24 protein-coding genes are annotated in these 20,439 nt (G+C 58.9%); 11 read left to right on the forward strand and 13 right to left on the reverse strand.

The features are described 5' to 3' along the window. Window positions 1–28: 28 nt before the first annotated feature. Together pth and ychF are read left to right on the forward strand one after the other, a co-directional pair. A complete protein-coding gene (gene pth, locus DHN55_RS09905; protein ID WP_108881128.1) occupies window positions 29–760 on the forward strand; it encodes an aminoacyl-tRNA hydrolase in 732 nt (243 codons plus the stop codon). Further along, a complete protein-coding gene (gene ychF, locus DHN55_RS09910; RefSeq protein WP_108881129.1) occupies window positions 761–1,858 on the forward strand; it encodes a redox-regulated ATPase YchF in 1,098 nt (365 codons plus the stop codon). A 27-nt stretch (window positions 1,859–1,885) separates the two neighbouring features. Here ychF and DHN55_RS09915 read toward each other — a convergent pair whose 3' ends face one another. Then, window positions 1,886–2,575 carry a hypothetical protein gene (locus tag DHN55_RS09915; RefSeq protein WP_108881130.1) on the reverse strand — a complete coding sequence of 230 codons (690 nt, stop codon included), beginning with the start codon at window positions 2,573–2,575 and terminating at the stop codon, window positions 1,886–1,888. Window positions 2,576–2,725: 150 nt separating this feature from the next. Here DHN55_RS09915 and DHN55_RS09920 point away from each other — a divergent pair, with 150 nt between their 5' ends. Genes DHN55_RS09920 through DHN55_RS09930 form a run of 3 tightly spaced genes read left to right on the forward strand, consistent with a single transcriptional unit; the run spans window position 2,726 to window position 4,459 of the window. After that, window positions 2,726–3,190, forward strand: coding sequence for a MaoC family dehydratase (locus DHN55_RS09920; RefSeq protein WP_337660123.1), 465 nt, complete (start codon window positions 2,726–2,728; stop codon window positions 3,188–3,190). Window positions 3,191–3,193: 3 nt separating this feature from the next. Beyond that, on the forward strand, window positions 3,194–3,694 hold the full coding sequence (locus tag DHN55_RS09925; protein WP_108881132.1) for a MaoC/PaaZ C-terminal domain-containing protein: 501 nt from the start codon (window positions 3,194–3,196) through the stop codon (window positions 3,692–3,694). Window positions 3,695–3,706: 12 nt separating this feature from the next. Next, window positions 3,707–4,459, forward strand: a complete 753-nt coding sequence (locus DHN55_RS09930) for an SDR family NAD(P)-dependent oxidoreductase (RefSeq protein WP_108881133.1) — start codon at window positions 3,707–3,709, stop codon at window positions 4,457–4,459. A gap of 121 nt (window positions 4,460–4,580) precedes the next feature. Here DHN55_RS09930 and DHN55_RS09935 read toward each other — a convergent pair whose 3' ends face one another. The 10 genes from DHN55_RS09935 to DHN55_RS09980 all read right to left on the reverse strand — a co-directional run bounded on the left by DHN55_RS09935 (window position 4,581) and on the right by DHN55_RS09980 (window position 12,797). Then, window positions 4,581–5,228 (reverse strand): class II aldolase/adducin family protein, encoded by a 648-nt coding sequence (locus DHN55_RS09935; RefSeq protein ID WP_108881134.1) that lies wholly within the window; start codon window positions 5,226–5,228, stop codon window positions 4,581–4,583. Next, complete coding sequence (gene mtnA / locus DHN55_RS09940) at window positions 5,225–6,319, reverse strand: S-methyl-5-thioribose-1-phosphate isomerase (RefSeq protein WP_108881135.1); 1,095 nt, start codon at window positions 6,317–6,319, stop codon at window positions 5,225–5,227. Before mtnA ends, DHN55_RS09935 begins: the two co-directional genes overlap by 4 nt. Window positions 6,320–6,323: 4 nt before the next feature. Beyond that, window positions 6,324–6,956 carry a LysE family transporter gene (locus tag DHN55_RS09945; protein WP_108881136.1) on the reverse strand — a complete coding sequence of 211 codons (633 nt, stop codon included), beginning with the start codon at window positions 6,954–6,956 and terminating at the stop codon, window positions 6,324–6,326. A 2-nt stretch (window positions 6,957–6,958) separates the two neighbouring features. Continuing rightward, window positions 6,959–7,504, reverse strand: a complete 546-nt coding sequence (locus tag DHN55_RS09950; protein ID WP_108881137.1) for an adenine phosphoribosyltransferase — start codon at window positions 7,502–7,504, stop codon at window positions 6,959–6,961. 31 nt (window positions 7,505–7,535) lie between these two features. Continuing rightward, complete coding sequence (locus tag DHN55_RS09955) at window positions 7,536–8,549, reverse strand: adenosine deaminase (protein WP_108881138.1); 1,014 nt, start codon at window positions 8,547–8,549, stop codon at window positions 7,536–7,538. Between the two features lie 26 nt (window positions 8,550–8,575). Beyond that, a complete protein-coding gene (locus tag DHN55_RS09960; RefSeq protein WP_108881139.1) occupies window positions 8,576–9,448 on the reverse strand; it encodes an S-methyl-5'-thioadenosine phosphorylase in 873 nt (290 codons plus the stop codon). Window positions 9,449–9,528: 80 nt separating this feature from the next. Next, on the reverse strand, window positions 9,529–10,377 hold the full coding sequence (locus DHN55_RS09965; protein WP_108881140.1) for a cytochrome c1: 849 nt from the start codon (window positions 10,375–10,377) through the stop codon (window positions 9,529–9,531). A 24-nt stretch (window positions 10,378–10,401) separates the two neighbouring features. After that, window positions 10,402–11,658, reverse strand: coding sequence for a cytochrome b N-terminal domain-containing protein (locus DHN55_RS09970; protein WP_108881141.1), 1,257 nt, complete (start codon window positions 11,656–11,658; stop codon window positions 10,402–10,404). 11 nt (window positions 11,659–11,669) lie between these two features. Then, complete coding sequence (gene petA, locus DHN55_RS09975) at window positions 11,670–12,230, reverse strand: ubiquinol-cytochrome c reductase iron-sulfur subunit (RefSeq protein ID WP_108881142.1); 561 nt, start codon at window positions 12,228–12,230, stop codon at window positions 11,670–11,672. A gap of 261 nt (window positions 12,231–12,491) precedes the next feature. Then, window positions 12,492–12,797 carry a cupin domain-containing protein gene (locus DHN55_RS09980; RefSeq protein WP_108881143.1) on the reverse strand — a complete coding sequence of 102 codons (306 nt, stop codon included), beginning with the start codon at window positions 12,795–12,797 and terminating at the stop codon, window positions 12,492–12,494. Between the two features lie 113 nt (window positions 12,798–12,910). Here DHN55_RS09980 and DHN55_RS09985 point away from each other — a divergent pair, with 113 nt between their 5' ends. From DHN55_RS09985 to DHN55_RS10010, 6 genes are all read left to right on the forward strand, one after another. Further along, window positions 12,911–13,366, forward strand: coding sequence for a TrmH family RNA methyltransferase (locus tag DHN55_RS09985; RefSeq protein ID WP_108881144.1), 456 nt, complete (start codon window positions 12,911–12,913; stop codon window positions 13,364–13,366). A gap of 61 nt (window positions 13,367–13,427) precedes the next feature. Then, entirely contained in the window at window positions 13,428–14,321 is an 894-nt protein-coding gene (gene hemF / locus DHN55_RS09990) for an oxygen-dependent coproporphyrinogen oxidase (RefSeq protein ID WP_108881145.1), read from the forward strand. Continuing rightward, a complete protein-coding gene (locus DHN55_RS09995; protein WP_108881146.1) occupies window positions 14,312–15,514 on the forward strand; it encodes an MFS transporter in 1,203 nt (400 codons plus the stop codon). The genes hemF and DHN55_RS09995 overlap by 10 nt, the downstream gene beginning before the upstream one ends. 71 nt (window positions 15,515–15,585) lie before the next feature. Then, window positions 15,586–16,749: an MFS transporter gene (locus DHN55_RS10000; protein ID WP_108881147.1), complete on the forward strand. Its 1,164-nt coding sequence runs from the start codon at window positions 15,586–15,588 to the stop codon at window positions 16,747–16,749. An 18-nt stretch (window positions 16,750–16,767) separates the two neighbouring features. Continuing rightward, window positions 16,768–17,769 carry a zinc-binding dehydrogenase gene (locus DHN55_RS10005; RefSeq protein WP_108881148.1) on the forward strand — a complete coding sequence of 334 codons (1,002 nt, stop codon included), beginning with the start codon at window positions 16,768–16,770 and terminating at the stop codon, window positions 17,767–17,769. A gap of 61 nt (window positions 17,770–17,830) precedes the next feature. Next, window positions 17,831–18,490 (forward strand): flavin reductase, encoded by a 660-nt coding sequence (locus DHN55_RS10010; protein ID WP_108881149.1) that lies wholly within the window; start codon window positions 17,831–17,833, stop codon window positions 18,488–18,490. 50 nt (window positions 18,491–18,540) lie between these two features. Here DHN55_RS10010 and DHN55_RS10015 read toward each other — a convergent pair whose 3' ends face one another. Both DHN55_RS10015 and DHN55_RS10020 read right to left on the reverse strand, forming a co-directional pair. Further along, entirely contained in the window at window positions 18,541–19,140 is a 600-nt protein-coding gene (locus DHN55_RS10015) for a methyltransferase domain-containing protein (RefSeq protein WP_108881150.1), read from the reverse strand. Between the two features lie 28 nt (window positions 19,141–19,168). Beyond that, window positions 19,169–20,341, reverse strand: a complete 1,173-nt coding sequence (locus DHN55_RS10020) for an adenylate/guanylate cyclase domain-containing protein (RefSeq protein ID WP_108881151.1) — start codon at window positions 20,339–20,341, stop codon at window positions 19,169–19,171. Between the last annotated feature and the right edge of the window lie 98 nt (window positions 20,342–20,439).

Here is a 20,439-nt window from a genome sequence, read left to right on the forward strand (position 1 = left end):
GCCCCGATGGTTGCGAAATGAGGCGCACATGCTGATTATCGCGGGACTTGGAAATCCAGGCACCAAATATGCCGGGCACCGGCACAATATCGGCTTCATGGCGGTGGACGAGATCGTTCGCCGCCATGGCTTTTCTGCATGGCGCAAGAAGTTCCGGTCAGAAATCTCCGAAGGCCTGCTCGAAGGCGAGACGGTGCTGGTCATGAAGCCGCAAACCTATATGAACGAATCCGGACGTGCCGTGGGCGAGGCCATGCGGTTCTACAATCTCGGGCCTGAAGACCTGGTGGTGCTCTATGACGAGCTCGACCTGGTGGCAGGCAAGGTGCGGGTGAAAACCGGTGGCGGCGCGGGCGGCCACAACGGCATTCGTTCGATTGACGCCCATTGCGGCAAGGACTACCGCCGGGTGCGTCTCGGTATCGGCCATCCGGGGTCAAAGGACAGGGTTACCGGGCATGTCCTGGGTGATTTCGCCAAGGCCGATCGTGAGTGGCTCGAACCACTGCTGGACGAGGTCGCACGCAGTGCCGGATTGCTGGTCAAGGGCGACGATGCGGGGTTCATGAACAAGGTGGCGCTCAGCGTGCGTCCGGACGGAAAAGATAACCCGGCCTCCAGGGAGCCACCCAGGGCGTCGGGCAAAAAGCAAAGTCACATTCACCAGGCCCGGGCCGCGGCCCGCAAGCCTGCATTGTCAAAAACCGGCCCGATGGCCGACATGCTGAACAGGCTGCTGGGCAAGAAGGACAAGGAATAGATGGGTTTCAAGTGCGGTATCGTCGGGTTGCCCAATGTCGGCAAGTCGACCCTGTTCAATGCGTTGACGCAGACTGCGGCGGCGCAGGCGGCCAACTATCCGTTTTGCACCATTGAACCGAATGTCGGGGACGTTGCGGTGCCGGATGAGCGCCTTGTGCAACTGGCGTCAATAGCAAAGTCTGCCCAAACCATCCCGACCCGGCTGACGTTTGTCGACATTGCGGGCCTGGTCAAAGGTGCGTCCAAGGGCGAAGGCCTCGGCAACCAGTTCCTGGCCAATATCCGCGAGGTTGACGCCATCGCCCATGTGGTGCGCTGCTTCGAGGACGGCGACATTACCCATGTGGAAGGCCGCATCGATCCGATCGCCGACATTGAAACCATCGAGACCGAATTGATGCTGTCGGACATGGAAAGCCTGGAAAAGCGCATTGCGGGCGTCGAGAAGAAGGCCAAGTCCGGCGAGAAAGCCGCGAAAGCGGAGTATGATTTCATGATGCGGCCGCTGGAGCTGCTGCGCGAAGGCAAGCCGGCGCGTGAACTTGAAATCGCGAATGATGAACAAAAGGCGTTCCGTATGCTGGGCCTTTTGACCTCCAAGCCGGTGCTGTATGTCTGCAATGTTGAAGAAGATGCCGCAGACCAGGGCAATGAATTTTCTGAGAAGGTAAAGGCATTCGCGGCGGCACAAGGTGCCCAGGCGGTTGTTGTCTCTGCCAAGATCGAAAGCGAAATTGCCGTACTGGACGACGATGAACAGCGTGAATACCTGGATGCCATCGGACTGGCCGAACCGGGCCTGAACCGGGTCATTCGTGCCGGATACAAACTGCTGAAGCTTTTGACCTATTTTACGGTTGGTCCGAAGGAGGCGCGAGCCTGGACAGTGACCACCGGGACCAAGGCACCTGCAGCTGCAGGCGTCATCCACACCGACTTCGAGAAGGGTTTCATCCGGGCTGAAACCATTGCCTATGATGACTTCGTGACATTGTCAGGCGAGGCAGGCGCGCGTGATGCCGGCAAGATGCGGCTTGAAGGCAAGGAATACATTGTCCTGGACGGTGACGTGCTGCATTTCCGCTTCAACAACTGATCTTCGCATCTGTGTTGCAGGCGATGTTTACTGCTGTCCATGTGGTTTGAACACAGCCAGCCCGCGGCCGCTTATGACGACGACGTTTCCGGCACTCGGTGATCCGTGATTGACATGGGTTTCAAACTCAAACCGAAGCATGTTTCCCAGTTCGGTATTGCGTAGTCGCGCTTCGCTCGCGGCTTCGTGCTTGATTTTCACCAGTGCCTGACTGCGAAGTGCGTGTTCCGCCATTTCAAGAGCGGATTCTGACAAGGAATACCGCAATTCACCAACGCTGCGGGCTGACAGGCGTTTCAACCTGGACGCTACGTCCAGCGGGTCTGTTGATCCGGTGACGGTCAGCAGAACCGTGACGTTGCCAAAATACTTGAAGTCATCGGAATTTGAGCGGCGCTGACGCAATTCCATGTGGGTGATGGTGGCTTCAGCCACGTGCATGCCGACCTGTTGCGTCTCACGGATGACATCGCTTTTCCGGCGTCGCAGTGTGGTGATCAAACCATCAAACGTCTGGTGCACGGAACTGAACTGAAGGGACAAGGTTATCTGGTCTGTCGTGAATTCATCCTGCACGCTTGCTGCGGCGCGAATGGGCTGATCCTGCACCTGGGCCTGCCAACGGCTGGTGGCGTTGTTTTCCTCGTCCTTTGCAAAAGCAATATGCGGCAGGAGTGCAGTGATGGCGACTGCCGCGGCGGCGCTGAGTGCTTTCATTCGTTTTCAAGCTCCTGACATTGCCCGCTGTCATCCTGCAAGTCTCGCATGTACCCGCAGTGCAGTACAATTCAATCAAATGTGGGTTTCCCGCGTGATGAACTATCCTGCCCCTTGACCACAGCTCATGCAGGCTTGAAAACAACGTCCATGTCTGGGGAACTATTGCATTACGAAGATTTCAATGTCGGCGATACGCACACCTGTGGTGCGTTCGCCATGTCGGCAGACCTGATCCGCGAATATGCGGGCGAATGGGACCCGCAGCCGTTTCACCTTGATGAAGAACTGGCCAATGCCTCGGTGCTCGGCGGCCTGTGCGCATCTGGCTGGCAGGTGTGCTCGATCATGAACCGGCTGATGGTGCTGGGCTATGCCAACCAGGCCGCCGGCATGGGCTCCTTCGGCATCGAGCAGGTGAAGTGGATGAAGCCGGTTTATGCCGGTGATGTTCTGTCGCTGCGTTACACGGTGCTGGAAAAACGGGTGTCATCCAAACGGCCCGAAATGGGCATTGTGCGCATGCGCTGGGAAGCCCTGGACCAGACCGGCCAGGCCAAGACCGAAATGACCGGCACCAACCTGTTCCGCGTCCGTGGCGCAGGGGAGGCTTGAACCATGAGCGGATACACCTCGATCTGGCTGGAAGATTTTGAAGCAGGCCAGCACGCGATTTACGGCGATTATCACTTCACCCGCGAGGCGGTGATCGATTATGCGCAGAAATATGACCCGCAAGCCTTTCACCTGGACGACGAGGCGGCGGCCCGGACCTATTTCGGCAAGCTGGCAGCTTCCGGGTGGCATACCGCATCTGCGTGCATGAAGCTGCTTGCGCACTACCATTTTTCATTGCGGGACGCTGCGGCTGCGCGCGGTGAACCACTGCCTGCGCTCGGCCCTTCGCCGGGATTTGAAAACCTGCAATGGAACCGGCCGGTGTATCCCGGGGACACGGTAACCTATGGCGGCACCATTACAGGTGCGCGCAAAATGAACTCACGGCCCGGATGGGGGCTTGTCACCCTGACGCCACACGGCCACAACCAGGACGGCGACAAGGTGTTTTCATACGATTCAACGGTGATGTTCGCCTGCCGCGGCAATACCGGAACATAAAGGAACTGACAGATGAGCAAGGGTATCGCGCTGGTAACGGGCGCAGGATCGGGTATCGGCAGGGCATGCGCCACTGCACTGGCGACAGACGGCTGGACCGTGGTGCTGACCGGCAGGCGCGAAAACGCCCTGCAGCAAACCATCTCCGAGGCCGGTGAGGCCGGCGCGCAGATGCAGGCCATTGCGTGTGATGTCACTGATCCTGCTTCGGTTGAGGCACTGTATGCTGGTATTGATAAGGCACAGGGGCGGATCGATGTGGTGTTCAACAACGCCGGCACCAACGTGCCGCCGCTCAACCTGGCAGACCTCACCTATGATCAGTGGCGCCAGGTCATCGGGGTCAACCTGGATGGAGCCTTCCTGATCGCCAAGGGAGCGTTCACCATGATGCGTGACCAGACCCCGCAGGGCGGACGGATCATCAACAACGGTTCGATTTCCGCACATGTTCCAAGGCCGGGATCAGCGCCTTACACAGCCTCAAAGCACGCCATAACCGGGCTGACGCGGTGCATCTCGCTGGACGGCAGGGAGTTCAATATCGGCTGTTCGCAGATTGATATCGGCAATGCCGCGTCTGCCATGACCGATGCCATGAAGAAAGGCGTGCCGCAGGCAGACGGCAGCATGAAGCCGGAGCCGGTGATGGATGTTTCCCACGTAGCCTCGTCAGTGGTCTACATGGCCGGGCTGCCGCCGGAAGCAAATGTGCAGTTCATGACGGTGATGGCAACCAACATGCCGTTCATCGGTCGCGGCTAGGGCGAAACCCGCGAAATATATAACTGTTGAGGCTGATCACAAACAGGCAGGAAAATCAGGCTGTTAGCAGCGCTTGAAGACATGGTTGTAGTGGCCAGCATCGCCGTCACGGAAATGCTGATTACGCCTGCTTGCCGTAACTCCTGAACCGGGCGATCACCTGGTCCATTTCCTCGTCGTCGAGAACATGGCCGCCGCCCAGGGCGAGCACGTCAATGTACTGCCGGGCAAGCGTTTCGACCTCTCCCGCCAATTCCAGCGCCTTGCCGAGATTGCCGGCGAAGGCGATCTGGCCATGGTTGGCCAGCAGACATGCCTTGTAGCCACCCGACAGCGCACTGACCGCACTTACCGCCAGCTCTTCGGTGCCAAAGGTTGCATAGTCAGCCAGCGGTATCTTCTTGCCGCCGGCAACAGCCACCATGTAGTGAAATGCCGGGATTTGCATGCGGGCACACGCGAGTGCCGTGGCTGCCATGGAATGGCAGTGCACGATGGCCTTGGCGTCGGGAAAGGCGTCGTAGATGGCCAGATGAAACGGGGCTTCCGAAGACGGTTTTTTCTGGTCTGGCGCAATGACACCATGCATCGACATTTTGACCATGTCTTCCGGTTGGTAGTCGGCGTAGGGCAGGCCGGTCGGGGTGACCAGAATACCGTCTTCAATGCGCACAGATACATTGCCGGAGCGCTGCGGCGACAGGCCCTTTGCGCTCATTGCCTGGGCGGTTTCGACCACCTCACGGCGAAAGGATGTTTCATCTCTCATGTCTTGCGCTCCGGATACAATGACAACAGGCCTTCAGTGGATGCCTCGCAGACACCGCGTTCGGTGATGAGCCCGGTGACAAGGCGGGCAGGGGTGACATCGAAGGCCGGATTGCCGGCGCCCGAACCGGGAGCCGACACCTGTATCTTGACGATGGACCCGTCATCTGCCCGCCCGCTCAGGTGGGTCACCTCGTCGCCGTCACGTTCCTCGATGGGGATGTCGGCGACGCCGTCGGCCACGGACCAGTCTATGGTCGAGTGCGGCAGGGCGACATAGAACGGGATGTCGTTGTCCTGTGCCGCCAGCGCTTTCAGATAGGTGCCGATCTTGTTGCAGACATCGCCATTGCTCGCGGTGCGGTCGGTGCCGGTGATGACCAGGTCCACCTGGCCTTTCTGCATCAGGTGTCCGCCGGCATTGTCGACCACGATGGTGTGCGGCACGCCGTGGCTGCCAAGTTCCCACGCGGTCAGGGCCGCGCCCTGGTTGCGCGGCCGGGTTTCATCCGCCCACACATGTACCGGGATACCCTTGTCGTGCGCCATGTAGATCGGGGCAAGTGCCGTGCCCCAGTCGACGGTTGCGATCCAGCCGGCATTGCAGTGGGTCAGGATATGAACAGTCTCACCGGGCTTGCCAGCTGCGATGTCCTCGATCAGTTTGAGCCCGTTGCGGCCAATGGCGGCGTTGGTTTCCACATCGGCGTCACAAAGATCTCCAGCCCGTTTGTAGGCTGCAGCGAGCCGGTCATCGCGCGGCAGGTTGCGCACGGTGGCCAGCATCTCATCCAGCGCCCACATCAAGTTGATAGCGGTTGGCCGGGTGCGGCGCAGCCTGGCGTCTGCTGCTTCAAGAGCTTCATCGGACGGGTCACGGCGCAGGGCCAGGCAGATGCCATACGCGGCAGTCGCACCGATCAGCGGCGCGCCACGCACCTGCATGATCTCGATGGCCCGGGCTGCGTCTTCGAGCGTTTTCAGCGTTACAATCTCAAATTCATGCGGCAGCCGGGTCTGGTCGATGATATCGACCCGCCAGCCATCGTCATTGAGCCAGATCGAGCGGTAGGCTTTTCCTGCAACTTTCATGGGGTTACTTTCCGCTGCCTTCCAGACCAAGCCGCAGGCCAAGTCCGGCGAGTATCGAGCCACCGATCCAGCGGGCGATACGCTGGCCTTGCAGGCTCTGCTTGATCCGGCCCACGATGCGATGAGCCAGCGCGACGGCGACAAGGTCAGCTGACGAGAAAGCCACATTCACGATGGTGCCCAGCACCAGAAACTGCAGCCATGCCGGCAGCGAAGCTGCCGGGTCAACGAACTGTGGCAGGAACGCTATGAAGAACACCGCCGTCTTCGGGTTCAGCACCTCGACCAGTATGCTTTGGGCGAAGGTCCGGCGCGGATTTGGCGCTGCAGGTTGAGAGGTATCAGATTCGATACGCTGGGTGATCATCCGAATTCCCAGCCACACCAGATATGCGGCACCGGCAAACTTGATGACCAGATAGACAGTCGGCACCTGAGACAGGAGAAATCCAAGGCCAAGGGCGGCGGCGATAACGTGGACATAGCCGCCCAGATGAATGCCGAATGCCGCCATCAGCCCGCCCTTGCGGCCGCGTGCAATGGTCTGGGCAGTGGCGTAAAGCAGAGCCGGGCCTGGCATGTAGGCAAAAATCATGGTGGCGACAAAAAATGCAGCCAGTGTGTCCAGGTCAGCCATGTCTATTCCCCGTCATAGTCCACAAGGCGATGCACCTTGATGTTCTTGTCGATGAGTTTTTGTGCGCCGCCGAGGTCCGGCAGGCTGACAATGAAGGCGGCCGCGACAACATCGCCGCCGGACTCCTGGATCAGGTCAATGGCCGCTTCCGCCGTGCCGCCGGTTGCAATCAGATCATCGATCAGCAGGATCTTGTCACCTTTAGAGATAGCATCTGCGTGGATTTCGATGGTGTCGACGCCGTATTCCAGCTGGTAGTCCTTGCCGATGACCTTGCGCGGCAACTTGCCCTTCTTGCGGATCGGCAGGAAGCCGAGACCGAGCTCGTGGGCGATGGCGCCGCCCAGGATGAACCCGCGTGCCTCAATGCCGACCACGTAATCCACACCGGCAGACAGGAATGGCCACATCAGTTCATCAACGGCTGCGCGAAAGGCATGCTTGTTGGCCAGCAGGGTCGTGATATCGCGAAACTTGATACCCGGCTTGGGATAATCGGGAATGGTGCGGATATGGCGGCGAATGTCAAAGCCGTTGCGAAGGTCCATCAGGCAATCCTATGTGTTCTGGTAAAACTCTCTAATTGGCTTTATCGACGAAATCATCGAAGTGGGCAACAGCGGCGCGCTTGTCGGCATCGTTCATGAAAGAGCCGATGAAGCTGTTGCGTCCCAGTTGCACAATTTCCGCATGCGTCAGACCCAACGCATCCGCGACCGCCAGGTAGTTGTCGTTCACATAGCCGCCGAAATAAGACGGGTCATCGGAGTTGACCGTGGCGCAGATACCGGCGTTCAGCATCAGCCGGAGGGGATGGTCTGCCAGATCAGGCACGACCTGAAGCCGCTTGTTGGACAACGGGCACACGGTCATGGCCATGCCGCTGTCGGCGATGCGTTTGACCAGTGCGGGATCTTCCAGCGCCCGATTGCCGTGATCGATGCGCTCTATGTGCAACTCATCCAGCGCTTCGGTGACATAAGACGGCGGGCCTTCTTCACCGGCATGAGCAACCGGCGTGAAACCCTGATCGCGGGCTTCGGCAAAGACACGTCTGAATTTTGACGGCGGGTGGCCGTTTTCGGAGCTGTCCAGGCCGACACCGTGGATGTGGCTCTTGCACGAACAGGCATGTTCAAGCGTGTCGAATGCCTCTTCCTCACTGAGATGACGCAGAAAACACATGATCAGTTTCGAGCTTATACCGAAGTCCCGCCTGGCCTTGTCGAACGCATCGGTGAGGCCGGAGAGCACGGTGTCAAAGCTGACACCGCGCGATGTGTGGCCCTGCGGATCGAAGAAGACCTCAACGTGAGTGACGTTCTGCGCAGCCATCTTTTCCAGATAGGCCCAGGCGAGATCAAAAAAATCCTCCCGCTTCAGCAGTACCGACATGCCCAGGTAATAGACATCAAGAAAATCCTGCAGGCAGTTGAACTCATAGGCCTGGCGGATGTCTTCCACGGTGGCATAGGGCAGGGTGACCTGGTTGCGGCTGGCCAGTTGCATCATCAGTTCCGGTTCCAACGTGCCCTCTATATGCAGATGCAGTTCTGCCTTGGGCATATCGGCGATAAGGCGGGCAAGGTTCATTTGTCACCAGAAATCAGGGTTCAGTTTTATCGGTTCAACACGCGGCCCGCTACGGCATCAAGTCTTGCCAGCAGGTCCGCGTCGCGTTTTTCAGGCGCTGTCATGATGGCAAATTCCAGCGCGGTGTCTGAATGGATCGGGCAGGGCTGATGCTCGCCGGGCAGGTCGCGGGCCAGTCGCGTCACCAGCTTGATGGCGTTGGAGACGTTGGCGCGCATGACTTCAAGGATGGAGGTGATGTCCACCGCACCGTGATCAGGATGCCAGGAGTCGAAGTCGGTCACCATGGCGGCTGTGGCGTAACAGATCTCGGCCTCGCGAGCCAGTTTGGCTTCCGGCATGTTGGTCATGCCGATGACGTCACAACCCCACTGCCGGTAGAGCTTGCTTTCAGCGACGCTGGAGAACTGCGGGCCTTCCATGCACAGATAGGTGCCGCCTCTGGCATGCGGTATGCCCTCCGCCGTCGCTGCGGCCTCCAGGGCATCGGCCAGCAATGGTGAAATAGGATCGGCAACGGAGACATGCGCGACGCAGCCTGTGCCGAAGAAACTTTTTTCGCGGGCAAAGGTGCGGTCGATGAACTGGTCGATGATCACAAAGGTGCCGGGCGGCAGGTCTTCCCTGAAAGAGCCACAGGCGGACACAGACACAAGATCGGTGACGCCGGCGCGCTTCAGGACATCGATATTGGCACGGTAGTTGATATCGCCGGGCGGTATCCTGTGGCCCCGGCCGTGACGTGGCAGAAACACCACCGGCAATCCGGCGATCTCACCGCGGCGAACCTCATCGGAAGGGGTGCCCCAGGGGCTTTCGATCTTCTCCCAGCGGGCATTGTCCATTTCGATGTCGTAGACACCGGATCCGCCGACAATACCGAGAACTGCTTTGCTCATTCAATTGTGCTCCGGATTGAAAAAGCCCGGACGTTTCCATCCGGGCTTGTTGTTCAAAAATATCCCGATCGCTGCCGGGATCAGTGCGGTTCGCGGCCCCAGACACGTTTCTTGGTCAGGAACAGCAGCACGGACAGCAGGATCAGATACAGGACAACCTGGAAGCCCATTGACTTGCGCTGTTCCATTTTCGGTTCGCCGGCCCAGGTCAGGAAGGCTGCCACATCCGTCGACATCTGCTCAACGCTGGCCTTGGTGCCGTCAGCATATTCAACCGAATCTTCTGACAGAGGCGCTGCCATCGAAATCCAGGGACCTGCCGAGAAGTACGGATTGTAGGATTTGCCTTCCGGCGCATCCTTGGCTGCGTCTGCGGGCGGTTCCTGATATCCCATCAGCACGGAGCGAACGTATTCCGGCCCGCCATTACCCTTCACCAGTTTGATGAATGGCGATACATACCACGGGAAATGGTAGCCTTCGCGTTTCTTGGTGATCAGCGACAGGTCAACCGGATAAGCTCCGCCATTGGCAGACATTGCCGCTTCCCGGTTGGGAAACGGGCTGGCAAACTTGTCAGCCGGCAAGCCCGGACGTTCAAACATTTCGCCTTCGCCGTTGGGGCCATCCATTACGCTTGCTTCGGCAGCAACGGCTTTCACCTCGGCTTCCGACAGTTCCGGCCCGCCGGGCTGCGAAAGATTGCGATAGGCCAGCTGGTTCAGCGAGTGGCACGCGGCGCAGACTTCCTTGTAAACCAGATAGCCGCGCTGCAACTGCGCCCGGTCGAAATGGCCAAAGACACCTTCGAAGGAGAAGTCGATGTCTTCGGCGTTTTTCTGCTTGCCCGCCGCGATGGCAGCCGTGCCGCCCAGAACCAGGGAGGTTCCAAGAGCAATGGCAGCAAGGAGTGTTTTTGTCGTCTTCATTGAATTGTCTCCTGAATGCTGCTGTTACTCAGCCGGTTGGGCTGCGGGCTGCTTGTCGGCGTTCTTCGCCAGCACCGCATCCGATATGGACGATGGTAGCGGTTTCGGCGTTTCAAGCAGTCCGACGAGCGGCAGCAGGATGAGGAAGTGAGCGAAGTAGTACACGGTGGCGATCTGGCCAACGGTGATCCACCAGCCTTCCGGCGGGTTGGCGCCTACGACACCCAGGACGAAGAAGTCGATCATCAACAACCAGAACAGCTGTTTGAAGATTGGCCGGTACGTCGCTGAACGGACCTTTGAGGTGTCGAGCCAGGGCAGGATGAACCACACCAGGATCGAACCGAACATGGCAACAACACCCAACAACTTGTCCGGCACGGCACGCAGGATCGCGTAGAACGGCAGGTAATACCATTCAGGCACAATGTGTTCCGGCGTCACCAGCGGGTTGGCTTCTTCATAGTTGATCGAGTGGCCGAGATAATCAGGCGCGAAGAACACAAATGCCGTGAACACGATGAAGAACACCGACAGTGCGAACGCATCCTTGACGGTGGCAAACGGCGTGAACGCAAGCGTGTCCTGTCCGGATTTCACTTCAACACCGGTCGGATTGCCCTGGCCGGTGACGTGCAGGGCCCAAACGTGCAGGATGACAACGCCAACCAGAACGAAAGGCAGCAGGTAGTGCAGCGAGAAGAAGCGTTGCAAAGTGGCGTTATCCACCGAGAAACCGCCCCACAGCCAGGTCACGATCGCCTCACCGAAGAACGGCACGGCGGAGAACAGGTTGGTGATAACCTTGGCACCCCAGAAGCTCATCTGACCCCATGGCAATACATACCCCATGAATCCGGTCGCCATCATGACGAGGAAAATGGCCACGCCGAGCATCCACAGGATTTCTCGCGGCGCCTTGTAGGAGCCGTAGTACATGCCGCGGGCGATATGGATATAGACCGCGATAAAGAAGAATGATGCACCAACGGCGTGCCATTTCTGCAGCACGTTACCGAAGTTCACGTTGCGGCGAATGTGTTCAACGGAATCGAACGCCATGTCAACGTGAGGTGTGTAGTGCATGACGAGTACGATGCCGGTGATGATCTGCGAGACCATCATGATCATCAGGATGCCGCCGAACGTGTACCAGTAGTTCAGGTTACGGGGCACCGGATAGGTGACGAAACTGTCATACATAAGCCGCGGCAACGGCAACCGGTCGTCGACCCATTTCATGACTGGGTTGGTCGGATTGTAAGTAGAGTGTCCGCTCATGATGTGTTCCCTCAGCCGATCTTGATCTTCGCGTCGCTCAAGTATGCATACTCGGGGACATGAAGGTTTTCTGGAGCGGGACCCTTGCGGATGCGGCCAGCGGTATCGTAGTGCGAGCCATGACACGGGCAGAACCAGCCGTCATATTCGCCTTCATTGCCGATCGGAACGCAGCCCAGGTGAGTACAGACGCCCATCTGGACCAGATACTGTTCCTTGCCGTCCACGACACGGTTTGTGTCAGTTGCCTCGCTGCCGTCCGCCACATTGGCGTTACGGGCGTCCTGATCCGGCAGATCTGCGATAGGAACAGCCTTTGCCTCCTCGATTTCCTTGGCGGTGCGATGCCGGATGATCACCGGATTGCCGCGCCATTTAACCGTGATGGACTGGCCCTCCTCAATGGGAGACAAGTCTACCTCGATAGAGGCCAGCGCCAGCACGGAGGCTGACGGGTTCATCTGGTCGATCAGTGGAATGGCCAGTGCGGCTGCGCCGACGGCGCCAACCGCGCCGGTGGCTATATAGAGAAAATCTCGACGGTCTTCGTCTGGTGCTTCAGCAGTTGACACGGGCTTACCCCTCGTTCGGCTTACCTTATTAAATACCCCACCCGTTCACGTTCGTCATAATTCTGCCACGACGCTGAACAGATGGGACCGGTTTGTGGCATTCGCGCGGTTGAAAGTCCAGATATGAAGTGTCGCACGTCCACGGTTTTTGATTTCGGCATTTTGATCGTCTGTCGAAGCTCAGATGATACACAGCCGCCACGCCAAAGCCACAGGAAATCCAGCAGGCAGCAGCGGATTCCGGGATGCATCGATAACAAGCTATTTCATCAGTTCAATCTCTACGAATGCGCATTCGAAATCATTCCCGTTGATCACGTCGTGTTCTATCCCCGCCTCGCGAAAATAGGGCACGCCGGTTTTCATTTCTCCTGTCGTCCTGCTACCGCTTTCCGTCTCAATCTCAAGGATGCCGTCAAACAACGGCACGACGACATAATCGTACTCGTGACGATGCCAGCCGGTATTGTCGCCTCGGTTCTTAAACCGCCACTCGGTGACACGTGCGCGATCATTGTTGATAAATTCGGTTGGTATGGCGGTTCCTTCGGCGGTGTCGTCGCACATGATAAATGTCTCCTTCGCAGTTTCGACTACTGTAGAAGAGTTAAGACAGGCGCGCTGTCCCAGTTGGCCTGAATTGATGGTTCCAGACCGGCGAGTTTCCAAAGGCTGCATACATGATCGAAATTGCACTTTATCAACCGGACATTGCCCAGAACGCGGCGACAAGTGTGCGGCTGGCAGCCTGTCTCGGGCTGACCATCCACATCATTGAACCGGCGGGGTTCGTCTGGAACACCCGCGATTTCCGGCGTGCAGGCATGGATTACATCGATCAGGCTGACATTGTCCGCCAACCGGACTGGCAGACATTCCTGACGGCAATGGCAGCCAGGCGCATCGTCCTTGCCACCACCCAGGCAGAAACAGCGTACACCGGGTTCGGTTTTCAGACCGATGACATATTGCTTGTGGGCCGGGAGAGTGCGGGTGTCCCGTATCACGTTCGGGACACGGTTGCCCATCACATCTCCATTCCCATGCAGCCGGGAACCCGTTCGCTTAATGTGGCGGTGGCCACGGCCATGATCGCTGGAGAAGCTATGCGTCAGACCGCGTGGCAGACAAGCTGAGCATCAGCTATGCTTCTGCCGCACTTCCCAAATCCCGCAATGCCGGATTATTGTCCTGCGCATGACTGAAACATCGACAGATATTCACACTCGACTTGAATCCAACAAGGCCACGGCCCGGCAGTGGTTTGAAAGTTTGCGCGACCAGATTTGCGCAAGCCTCGAGAGAATTGAGGATGAGCTTGCCTCGGGACCGATGACGGCGGAGCCGGCCGGCCGGTTCGAGCGCACGCCCTGGAGCCGGGAAAATGATGGCGGCGGCGGTGTCATGTCGATCATGAAAGGCCGCGTGTTTGAAAAGGTGGGCGTGCACTGCTCAACCGTGCATGGGGAGTTTTCCGAGGAATTCCGCAAGCAGATACCCGGTGCCGACCAGGATCCGCGGTTCTGGGCATCCGGTATCTCGCTGATTGCCCATCCGTGGAATCCGCACGTGCCGACGGCGCACATGAACACCCGATTCGTGGTGACGTCGAAATCCTGGTTTGGCGGCGGTGGAGACCTGACGCCGGTGCTGATGCGCAGGCGCACCCAGGAAGATCCCGATTCAGCTGCGTTTCATGCGGCTTTCAAGGGCGCCTGTGATGCGCATGCCGTGGCCGACTACAAGCGATACAAGGAATGGTGTGACGAGTATTTCTGGCTCAAGCACCGTAACGAACCGCGTGGTATCGGCGGCATTTTCTTTGACTATCTCGACAGCGGCGACTGGAGTGCAGACCTGGCGTTCGTGAAAGACACCGGCCTTGCCTTCGAGAAATCGTATTGCGATATCGTGCGGGCCAATGTGGACACGCCATGGACGGATGAAGATCGCGAGGAGCAGATGGTCCGGCGCGGGCGCTATGTCGAGTTCAACCTGTTGTATGACCGCGGTACGCTGTTCGGACTGAAAACCGGTGGTAATGTCAATTCGATCCTGTCATCCATGCCTCCTTCCGTGAAATGGCCCTGAACGAGCATACGCAATCCGGTATTGCGACATCAGTTGCCAGGCGTAACGTAATTGGCGCCATCACACTGGTGTTCGGCGCCGATGTCGCCATGGGGTTGACCTATCCGTTGCTCAACCTGCTGCTGGAGGCACGCGGTGTCGACGAGCGAATTATAGGGCTGAACGCGGCCATGTCGCCGTTGGGCATCATTGTGATGGGGGTGATACTGCCGCGTCTTGTGGCCAAAAGATCGAGCGCGCCGATCGCCTGGATCGCGATGGCGTGCCTGGCTGCCTCGATACTGGCCATGGGGTGGTTCACCAGCCTGCCGGCCTGGTTTGCCATCCGGTTTGCGCTGGGTGCGGCAGCTGGCGCGCTGTTCACGCTGTCGGAAGCATGGCTGATGCATTTTACAGCGGATGAAAACAGGGGGCGCACCACAGCAATCTATACCACGGTCATGGCGACCGGTTTCGGAGCCGGTACGGCGATACTGCCGTTTGCGGGTACTGAAGGCATGCTGCCGTTTGTGATGGGTGCTGCGTTCATCGCGGTGGGTTCGCTGCCACTTCTGCTGATCCGGCTTGACGGGTCTGAATTCAAGGCGGACGAGAGTGGCGAAAAGACCGGCATGATTGTGTTTGCCTTGGCAGCACCACTGTTGCTGCTGGGAGTGCTGACCATGACCCTGTTCGATTCGATCATGCTGTCGTTTTTCCCGATCTATGCGGTTCGCCTCTCGCTGGAACTGTCGACCGCGGCCTGGCTGCTCGGCGCGGCGGTGGCTGGCGCCGCCCTTTTCCAGTTGCCCATCGGCTGGCTTGCTGACCGCTGGTCGCGGCGTGGGGTGATCTGGATTGCTACGCTCGGCACCTGTTCACTGGCACTTTCAATGCCGCTGGTCATCAAGACCTGGCTGGCCTGGCCGCTGGCCGTGGCGCTGGGCACGTGTGCCTATGCACTCTACTCACTGGCGTTGGTTGCGCTGGGAGACCGGTTCAAGGGGCCTATGCTGGTGGCTGGATCCGCTGCGGTGGCAGCCATGTGGGGGATTGGCGGGATTATCGGCCCGTCGGCGACAGGATGGATTTTCAAGGTCGCCGGACATGAGACGCTGCCTTATGTGCTGGCAGCACCTTATGTTGTGTTTGCCGTGCTGCTTGCGGTTTCCGGTGGCCATCTGGTGCGGCAGAGTTGGCGAAAACAGCTCTGACCCTGGGGCATGACAGTATTGACCGGGCCGTGGCTTGACCCTATTGGCGGCCTCGTGTCCAGTCATGATCCATGACTGTTATTGCAGACATCCACCCGAGTGTCCGGCGCCGTAACCTGCTTGCGGCATGTGCTGCCATCATCGTGTTCGGCTTTGCCATGGGGCTGACTTACCCCTTGCTGTCGCTGCTGCTTGAGCGTCGCGGGGTGTCGGAAACCGTTATCGGCATGAACGCGGCCATGTCGCCGCTCGGCATCCTGGTGTTTTCCGTTTTCATCCCGGTGCTGGCGCGGCGCTACGGTGCGCGAACGGTGACGATTGCGGCAGCATTCTCAGCGGCATTCATTCTGCTGGGCTACAAAGTGTTCCCATCGCTTGAAGCCTGGTTCGTCCTGCGCTTGGTCCACGGCATGATCGTGTCGACATTGTTCGTATTGTCGGAAAGTTGGGTGGTGAAATATGCCGACCCGGGATCGCGCGGCAAGGTGGTGGCAATCTACGGTGCGGCACTGGCGGCCAGTTTCGGGGCAGGGCCGTTGCTGATTTCGCTAATCGGCATTGACGGCTGGTTGCCGTTTGCCATCGGCGCGGCCGTTCTGGTTGTCGCTACGCTTCCCATTGCTATGATCCGTGAAGAGAGGCTTGAGGCGGAAGCCCACGCCGGCTGGGGTGATATCCTCGCCTTCATCCCGAAGGCACCGATCCTGCTTGCAGCAGTGTTCATCTTCGCCGTGTTCGATGCGGCGACCCTGAGCCTCATTCCCGTCTACGGCGTCAGGCTGGGTTACGACCTGGCCGCTTCGTCCAACATGCTGACCGTGCTGATTGTCGGCAATGTCATCCTGCTGTTGCCGATCGGCTGGCTGATCGACCACAAGGACCGGCGCACCGTAATGGCTGCGCTGGGGGCGATGACCCTGGCCTTGCTGCTGGTACTGCCGCTGGTGGCGGGTAGCTGGGTGCAATGGCCGGTGCTGTTCGCGGTCGGGGCCACCGGCTACGGTATTTATACCTGCGCGCTGGCCATATTGGGAGATCGCTATACCGGTCACCAGTTGATCGCGGGCTCCTCGTCGTTTGCAACAATGTGGGGATCAGGTGCGCTGGCGGGGTCACTGATTGCCGGCGGCGCCATGCAGGCAATGGGGCCACACGGTCTTCCGCTGTCGCTTGCAGTGTGCTTCGCTGTGTTCTTACTGGGAATGTGGCTGCGCCGGGCGCAGCAGCAGGCGTAAGAAGGAAAATCAGACAACATGACAATGAACAAGACTGTCCGGCTGGCTCGCAGGCCCCATGGTGAGGTGCAGCGGGAGGATTTTGCAATCGCCGAAGAGGCATTGAGCGATCCTGCAGAAGGCCAGTTTCGGGTGAAGTCAGCTTATGTTTCGCTTGATCCGGCCATGCGCGGGTGGATGAACGACTCAAAATCCTATGTGCCGCCCGTCGGCATCGGCGAGGTCATGCGCGGTTTCGTATCCGGCACGGTGGATGCCTCGCGCCATCCGAAATTCAAGGAGGGTGACACGGTCTCCGGCCTGCTCGGGGTGCAGTCGCACGCCATTACCGACGGGCAGGGCGTGGCCAAGGCCGACACCTCGCTGGCCCCCCTGCAGACCTGGGTGGGCGGTCTCGGCATGCCGGGCCTGACAGCCTATTGCGGGCTGACCTATGTCGGGGAACCTCAAAAGGGAGAAACCGTGGTGGTGTCAGCCGCCTCCGGCGCCGTCGGCCAGGTTGTCGGCCAGATCGCCAACATTTACGGCTGCCGCACCGTCGGTATTGCCGGCGGCCCGGACAAGTGTGCGGCTCTGAAAGACGAGTTCGGTTTCGATGCTGCCGTTGACTACAAGAACGGCTGGCTGGCCGATGACCTGAAAGCCGCCTGTCCCGATGGCATTGACGTGAATTTTGAAAATGTCGGCGGCGACATACTGGATGCGATCCTGCCGTTGATGAATTTCAAGGGCCGAATTGCCATCTGCGGGCTGATTTCAGCCTATAATGCCACAGCCCCGGTGCCGGGTCCGTACAACTTCCGGTCCATACTGGTGAACCGGTTGAGGGTGCAGGGGCTCATCGTGTTCGATTTCATCGACAAGTACCCGGAGGCCTATAAACAGCTCGGCACCTGGTACAAGGAAGGCAAGCTGAAATTCAAGGAAGACGTCCGCGACGGTGGGCTGGATGCGTTTCCGGATGTACTGAAGCTGCTTTATACGGGTGGCAATTTCGGTAAACTGATCCTCAAGGTCTGAGTTGACCGGTGTAGATTGAACGGCTCTGTTATGGCCGCGAACTGGAATTGGGGAGGCGAAGTTGGAATATGATCCGGGGCGGGAGGCCTGCCCGCTGCCCTATTCGCCCTTCAAGAGCTGCACCGTGCCCCGGCCAATCGGATGGCTGTCGACAATCAGTCAGGACGGCGTGGCGAACCTTGCACCCTACAGCCAGTGGCAGAACCTGACTTTTGATCCGCCCATGGTCATGTTTGCGGCAAACCGGTATCCGGACGGGCGGGTCAAGGATACCGTGGCGAACGCGCAGGCGACCGGCTGGTTTGTCTGGAACATGGCGACGTGGGACCTGCGTGAAGCCGTCAACATATCAGCCACCGCACTTGCCGCGGACGAAGATGAGTTCACTCATGCAGGCGTCAGCAAGGGTGAGAGCGTTCACTGTGCTGCGCCGCGCGTCGCCGAAGCGCCGGCCCACTATGAATGCCGTTACCTGTCCACCCATACGCTGGACGGCAACTCACCGGTCGGTACGGTGGATGTGGTGTTTGCCAGGGTTGAACGCATTCACGTGGCTGACGATTATGTGGATGGTTCGGGAAAGCTTGATATCGCGAAACTGCAGCCGATCGCGCGCATGGGTTATTACGATTATACGGTTGTCCGCGATGTTTTCGAAATGCAGATACCCGGAGCCGGAGATGCCGCTGCCGCCGGTCTTGAGGGCAAGGTTGTGCGATGAGCGCCGCAGCGTGCCTGCCGACAGGCTGGCACCTGTACTGTGCCACCTGTCTACACAGGCTGCTTGCGGGCCCTTAGGGCAATCCAGGGTTCGATGTCTCCCGCAAGCCCCTTGATTTCTCCGGTGGTGGTCTCTTCGATGACAAATCCTGCCTGGCTGAGGTGGTCTGACAGTTCCGATTGCGAATAATACGTGTAATGTCGCCCGAGCCGGTCCCGGGCTGACGCAGTTCCCAGTTTCATGGCGATGTGGAAGTGCCCACCCGGCTTGAGCGCGCGGTGCAATGCGGACAGGTGGCGGGGAAAGTCCGCTGCCGGCGCGTGCAGAAGGCTGAAATTCGCCCATACCCCGTCATAAGCATCTGTCTCGTCGATGTCGTCGAAGCTGGCCAGCCGCGCACCGATATTGTGGGTCTCGTTTGCCAGCCTGACCATTTCAGGCGATGCATCAACCGGATCAACGGTGAACCCGCGACTGCGAAATTCGGCAGCCTCGCGGGCAGGCCCGCATCCCAGGTCGAGAATGTGTCCGCCGGGTTTTACCTGAGCGGCGAAAGGTGCAAGGTGTGGATCCTGTGGGGCTGACCCGGTCAGGTCGGAATAGGCATCAACCTGGTTGTTGTAGGCGGCGATTGTTTCATCATCGATCATTGTACTGTTTCCTGATCCAGGCGTGTGATCAGCATGTGAGGATTTCGAACTGGCCGTCATACCCCTTGAGTGTTTCAGTTGCCACCACGCGGGCTGATTCGCCGGTCTGACCGGCAAACTCCCGCGAAAACAGCAACGGCACTTCAAGCGGGCCACAAAACCCCTCAATGCGAGCGGTAATATTTACTGCCTGGCCGAGCACGGTAAAGTCTATTCGGGTTGTAGAACCGATATTACCGTAAAGAACTTCTCCGAAATGCAGCCCGATACCGAAGCGCAGATCAGCTGGCCTATCAGTGGATTGCAGCGCCTGGCGGGCGGCCGACAACGCATTCCTGCAAGCTGTCCGGGACGTTTCGTCCTGCTCGTCGGAGGGAAAGATGGCCAATACGCCATCGCCGATTAGCTTGAGGATTTCCCCGCCATTTGCTTCGACTGCCCGGGCAATGATCTCGAAGTACTCATTTGCCAGTGCCAGCGCATCCCCGGCAGCCATGCGGCTGCTCAGCCCGGTCCAGTCGCGAATGTCACTGACCATGATGGCCGCATTTATGCTGTCGATGTGGCCTCTTGTGATCTGTCCGTCCAACACCCGGCGGCCGGTTCGAGGCCCCAGATAGGCCTCGGCAACTGCCAGCGATATTCGTTTCGTGCTGAACACTTCCGCGATCGGCGCCAGCACGGCCGCGATCTCCGAAAACTTTTCAATGTCTGTTCCGGTGAAACCGCCGGCGGTGTCAGAGGTGAAAACCAGGTTGGCGACGGTGCCATTGGAATACCTGACCGGCAGACCGAAATAATCGGTGCCGCCGCGGGCCTTCAGGTCGTGCAAAACGCCATGGTCGGATGACGTCAGTTCACCGGCAAGCCGCTTCCTGAACGCGGTTCCGGTCCGGTTGATGATTTCCAAGGGGCTGCCGATATAGCCGGAACGGCCTTCAAGCCCGTGTGGCGTTTCGATCCGTTCAGTACGCTCTGCATCTTTTTCCCATACCGAACTCAACGCGGCAATCAACGGATGCAGGGTCCGCATTGACAGGCGCAACCGCCACAAGGGAGCCCCGGATGCCTGCAGTTTCTGGCCGAGATGGCTGACGGTTTCGTCCACATCTGCAAGCAGGCGGCCCTCATCCAGCAACCACCTGATGATCGGGCCGGACTGCCAGTTACATGATTTGGGAGGGCGGGGAGCGTCAGACATTGTTCATTGTGGCAGATAACGGATCAATTGATCAACGCTCAGGAACGGGCCTGCAATCCCGGACTTGCCAGCCAGCTTGTCACACCCGCCTTCCATCA

Origin of the sequence: Anderseniella sp. Alg231-50 (assembly GCF_900149695.1) — a bacterium.
In the GTDB taxonomy this organism is placed as follows: Bacteria; Pseudomonadota; Alphaproteobacteria; order Rhizobiales; family Aestuariivirgaceae; genus Anderseniella.

Coding starts and splice junctions, on each gene's coding strand:
- DHN55_RS10005 (WP_108881148.1), top strand. CDS start 16,768: ATGACAATGAACAAGACTGTCCGGCTGGCTCGCAGGCCCCATGGTGAG.
- DHN55_RS09915 (WP_108881130.1), bottom strand. CDS start 2,575: ATGAAAGCACTCAGCGCCGCCGCGGCAGTCGCCATCACTGCACTCCTG.
- DHN55_RS09950 (WP_108881137.1), bottom strand. CDS start 7,504: ATGGACCTTCGCAACGGCTTTGACATTCGCCGCCATATCCGCACCATT.
- DHN55_RS09930 (WP_108881133.1), top strand. CDS start 3,707: ATGAGCAAGGGTATCGCGCTGGTAACGGGCGCAGGATCGGGTATCGGC.
- DHN55_RS09945 (WP_108881136.1), bottom strand. CDS start 6,956: ATGGCTGACCTGGACACACTGGCTGCATTTTTTGTCGCCACCATGATT.
- DHN55_RS09935 (WP_108881134.1), bottom strand. CDS start 5,228: ATGAGAGATGAAACATCCTTTCGCCGTGAGGTGGTCGAAACCGCCCAG.
- mtnA (WP_108881135.1), bottom strand. CDS start 6,319: ATGAAAGTTGCAGGAAAAGCCTACCGCTCGATCTGGCTCAATGACGAT.
- DHN55_RS10000 (WP_108881147.1), top strand. CDS start 15,586: ATGACTGTTATTGCAGACATCCACCCGAGTGTCCGGCGCCGTAACCTG.
- ychF (WP_108881129.1), top strand. CDS start 761: ATGGGTTTCAAGTGCGGTATCGTCGGGTTGCCCAATGTCGGCAAGTCG.
- DHN55_RS10020 (WP_108881151.1), bottom strand. CDS start 20,341: ATGTCTGACGCTCCCCGCCCTCCCAAATCATGTAACTGGCAGTCCGGC.
- DHN55_RS09970 (WP_108881141.1), bottom strand. CDS start 11,658: ATGAGCGGACACTCTACTTACAATCCGACCAACCCAGTCATGAAATGG.
- DHN55_RS09985 (WP_108881144.1), top strand. CDS start 12,911: ATGATCGAAATTGCACTTTATCAACCGGACATTGCCCAGAACGCGGCG.
- DHN55_RS10015 (WP_108881150.1), bottom strand. CDS start 19,140: ATGATCGATGATGAAACAATCGCCGCCTACAACAACCAGGTTGATGCC.
- DHN55_RS09925 (WP_108881132.1), top strand. CDS start 3,194: ATGAGCGGATACACCTCGATCTGGCTGGAAGATTTTGAAGCAGGCCAG.
- hemF (WP_108881145.1), top strand. CDS start 13,428: ATGACTGAAACATCGACAGATATTCACACTCGACTTGAATCCAACAAG.
- DHN55_RS09965 (WP_108881140.1), bottom strand. CDS start 10,377: ATGAAGACGACAAAAACACTCCTTGCTGCCATTGCTCTTGGAACCTCC.
- DHN55_RS09980 (WP_108881143.1), bottom strand. CDS start 12,797: ATGTGCGACGACACCGCCGAAGGAACCGCCATACCAACCGAATTTATC.
- DHN55_RS09960 (WP_108881139.1), bottom strand. CDS start 9,448: ATGAGCAAAGCAGTTCTCGGTATTGTCGGCGGATCCGGTGTCTACGAC.
- DHN55_RS09920 (WP_337660123.1), top strand. CDS start 2,726: ATGTCTGGGGAACTATTGCATTACGAAGATTTCAATGTCGGCGATACG.
- DHN55_RS09995 (WP_108881146.1), top strand. CDS start 14,312: ATGGCCCTGAACGAGCATACGCAATCCGGTATTGCGACATCAGTTGCC.
- pth (WP_108881128.1), top strand. CDS start 29: ATGCTGATTATCGCGGGACTTGGAAATCCAGGCACCAAATATGCCGGG.
- DHN55_RS09955 (WP_108881138.1), bottom strand. CDS start 8,549: ATGAACCTTGCCCGCCTTATCGCCGATATGCCCAAGGCAGAACTGCAT.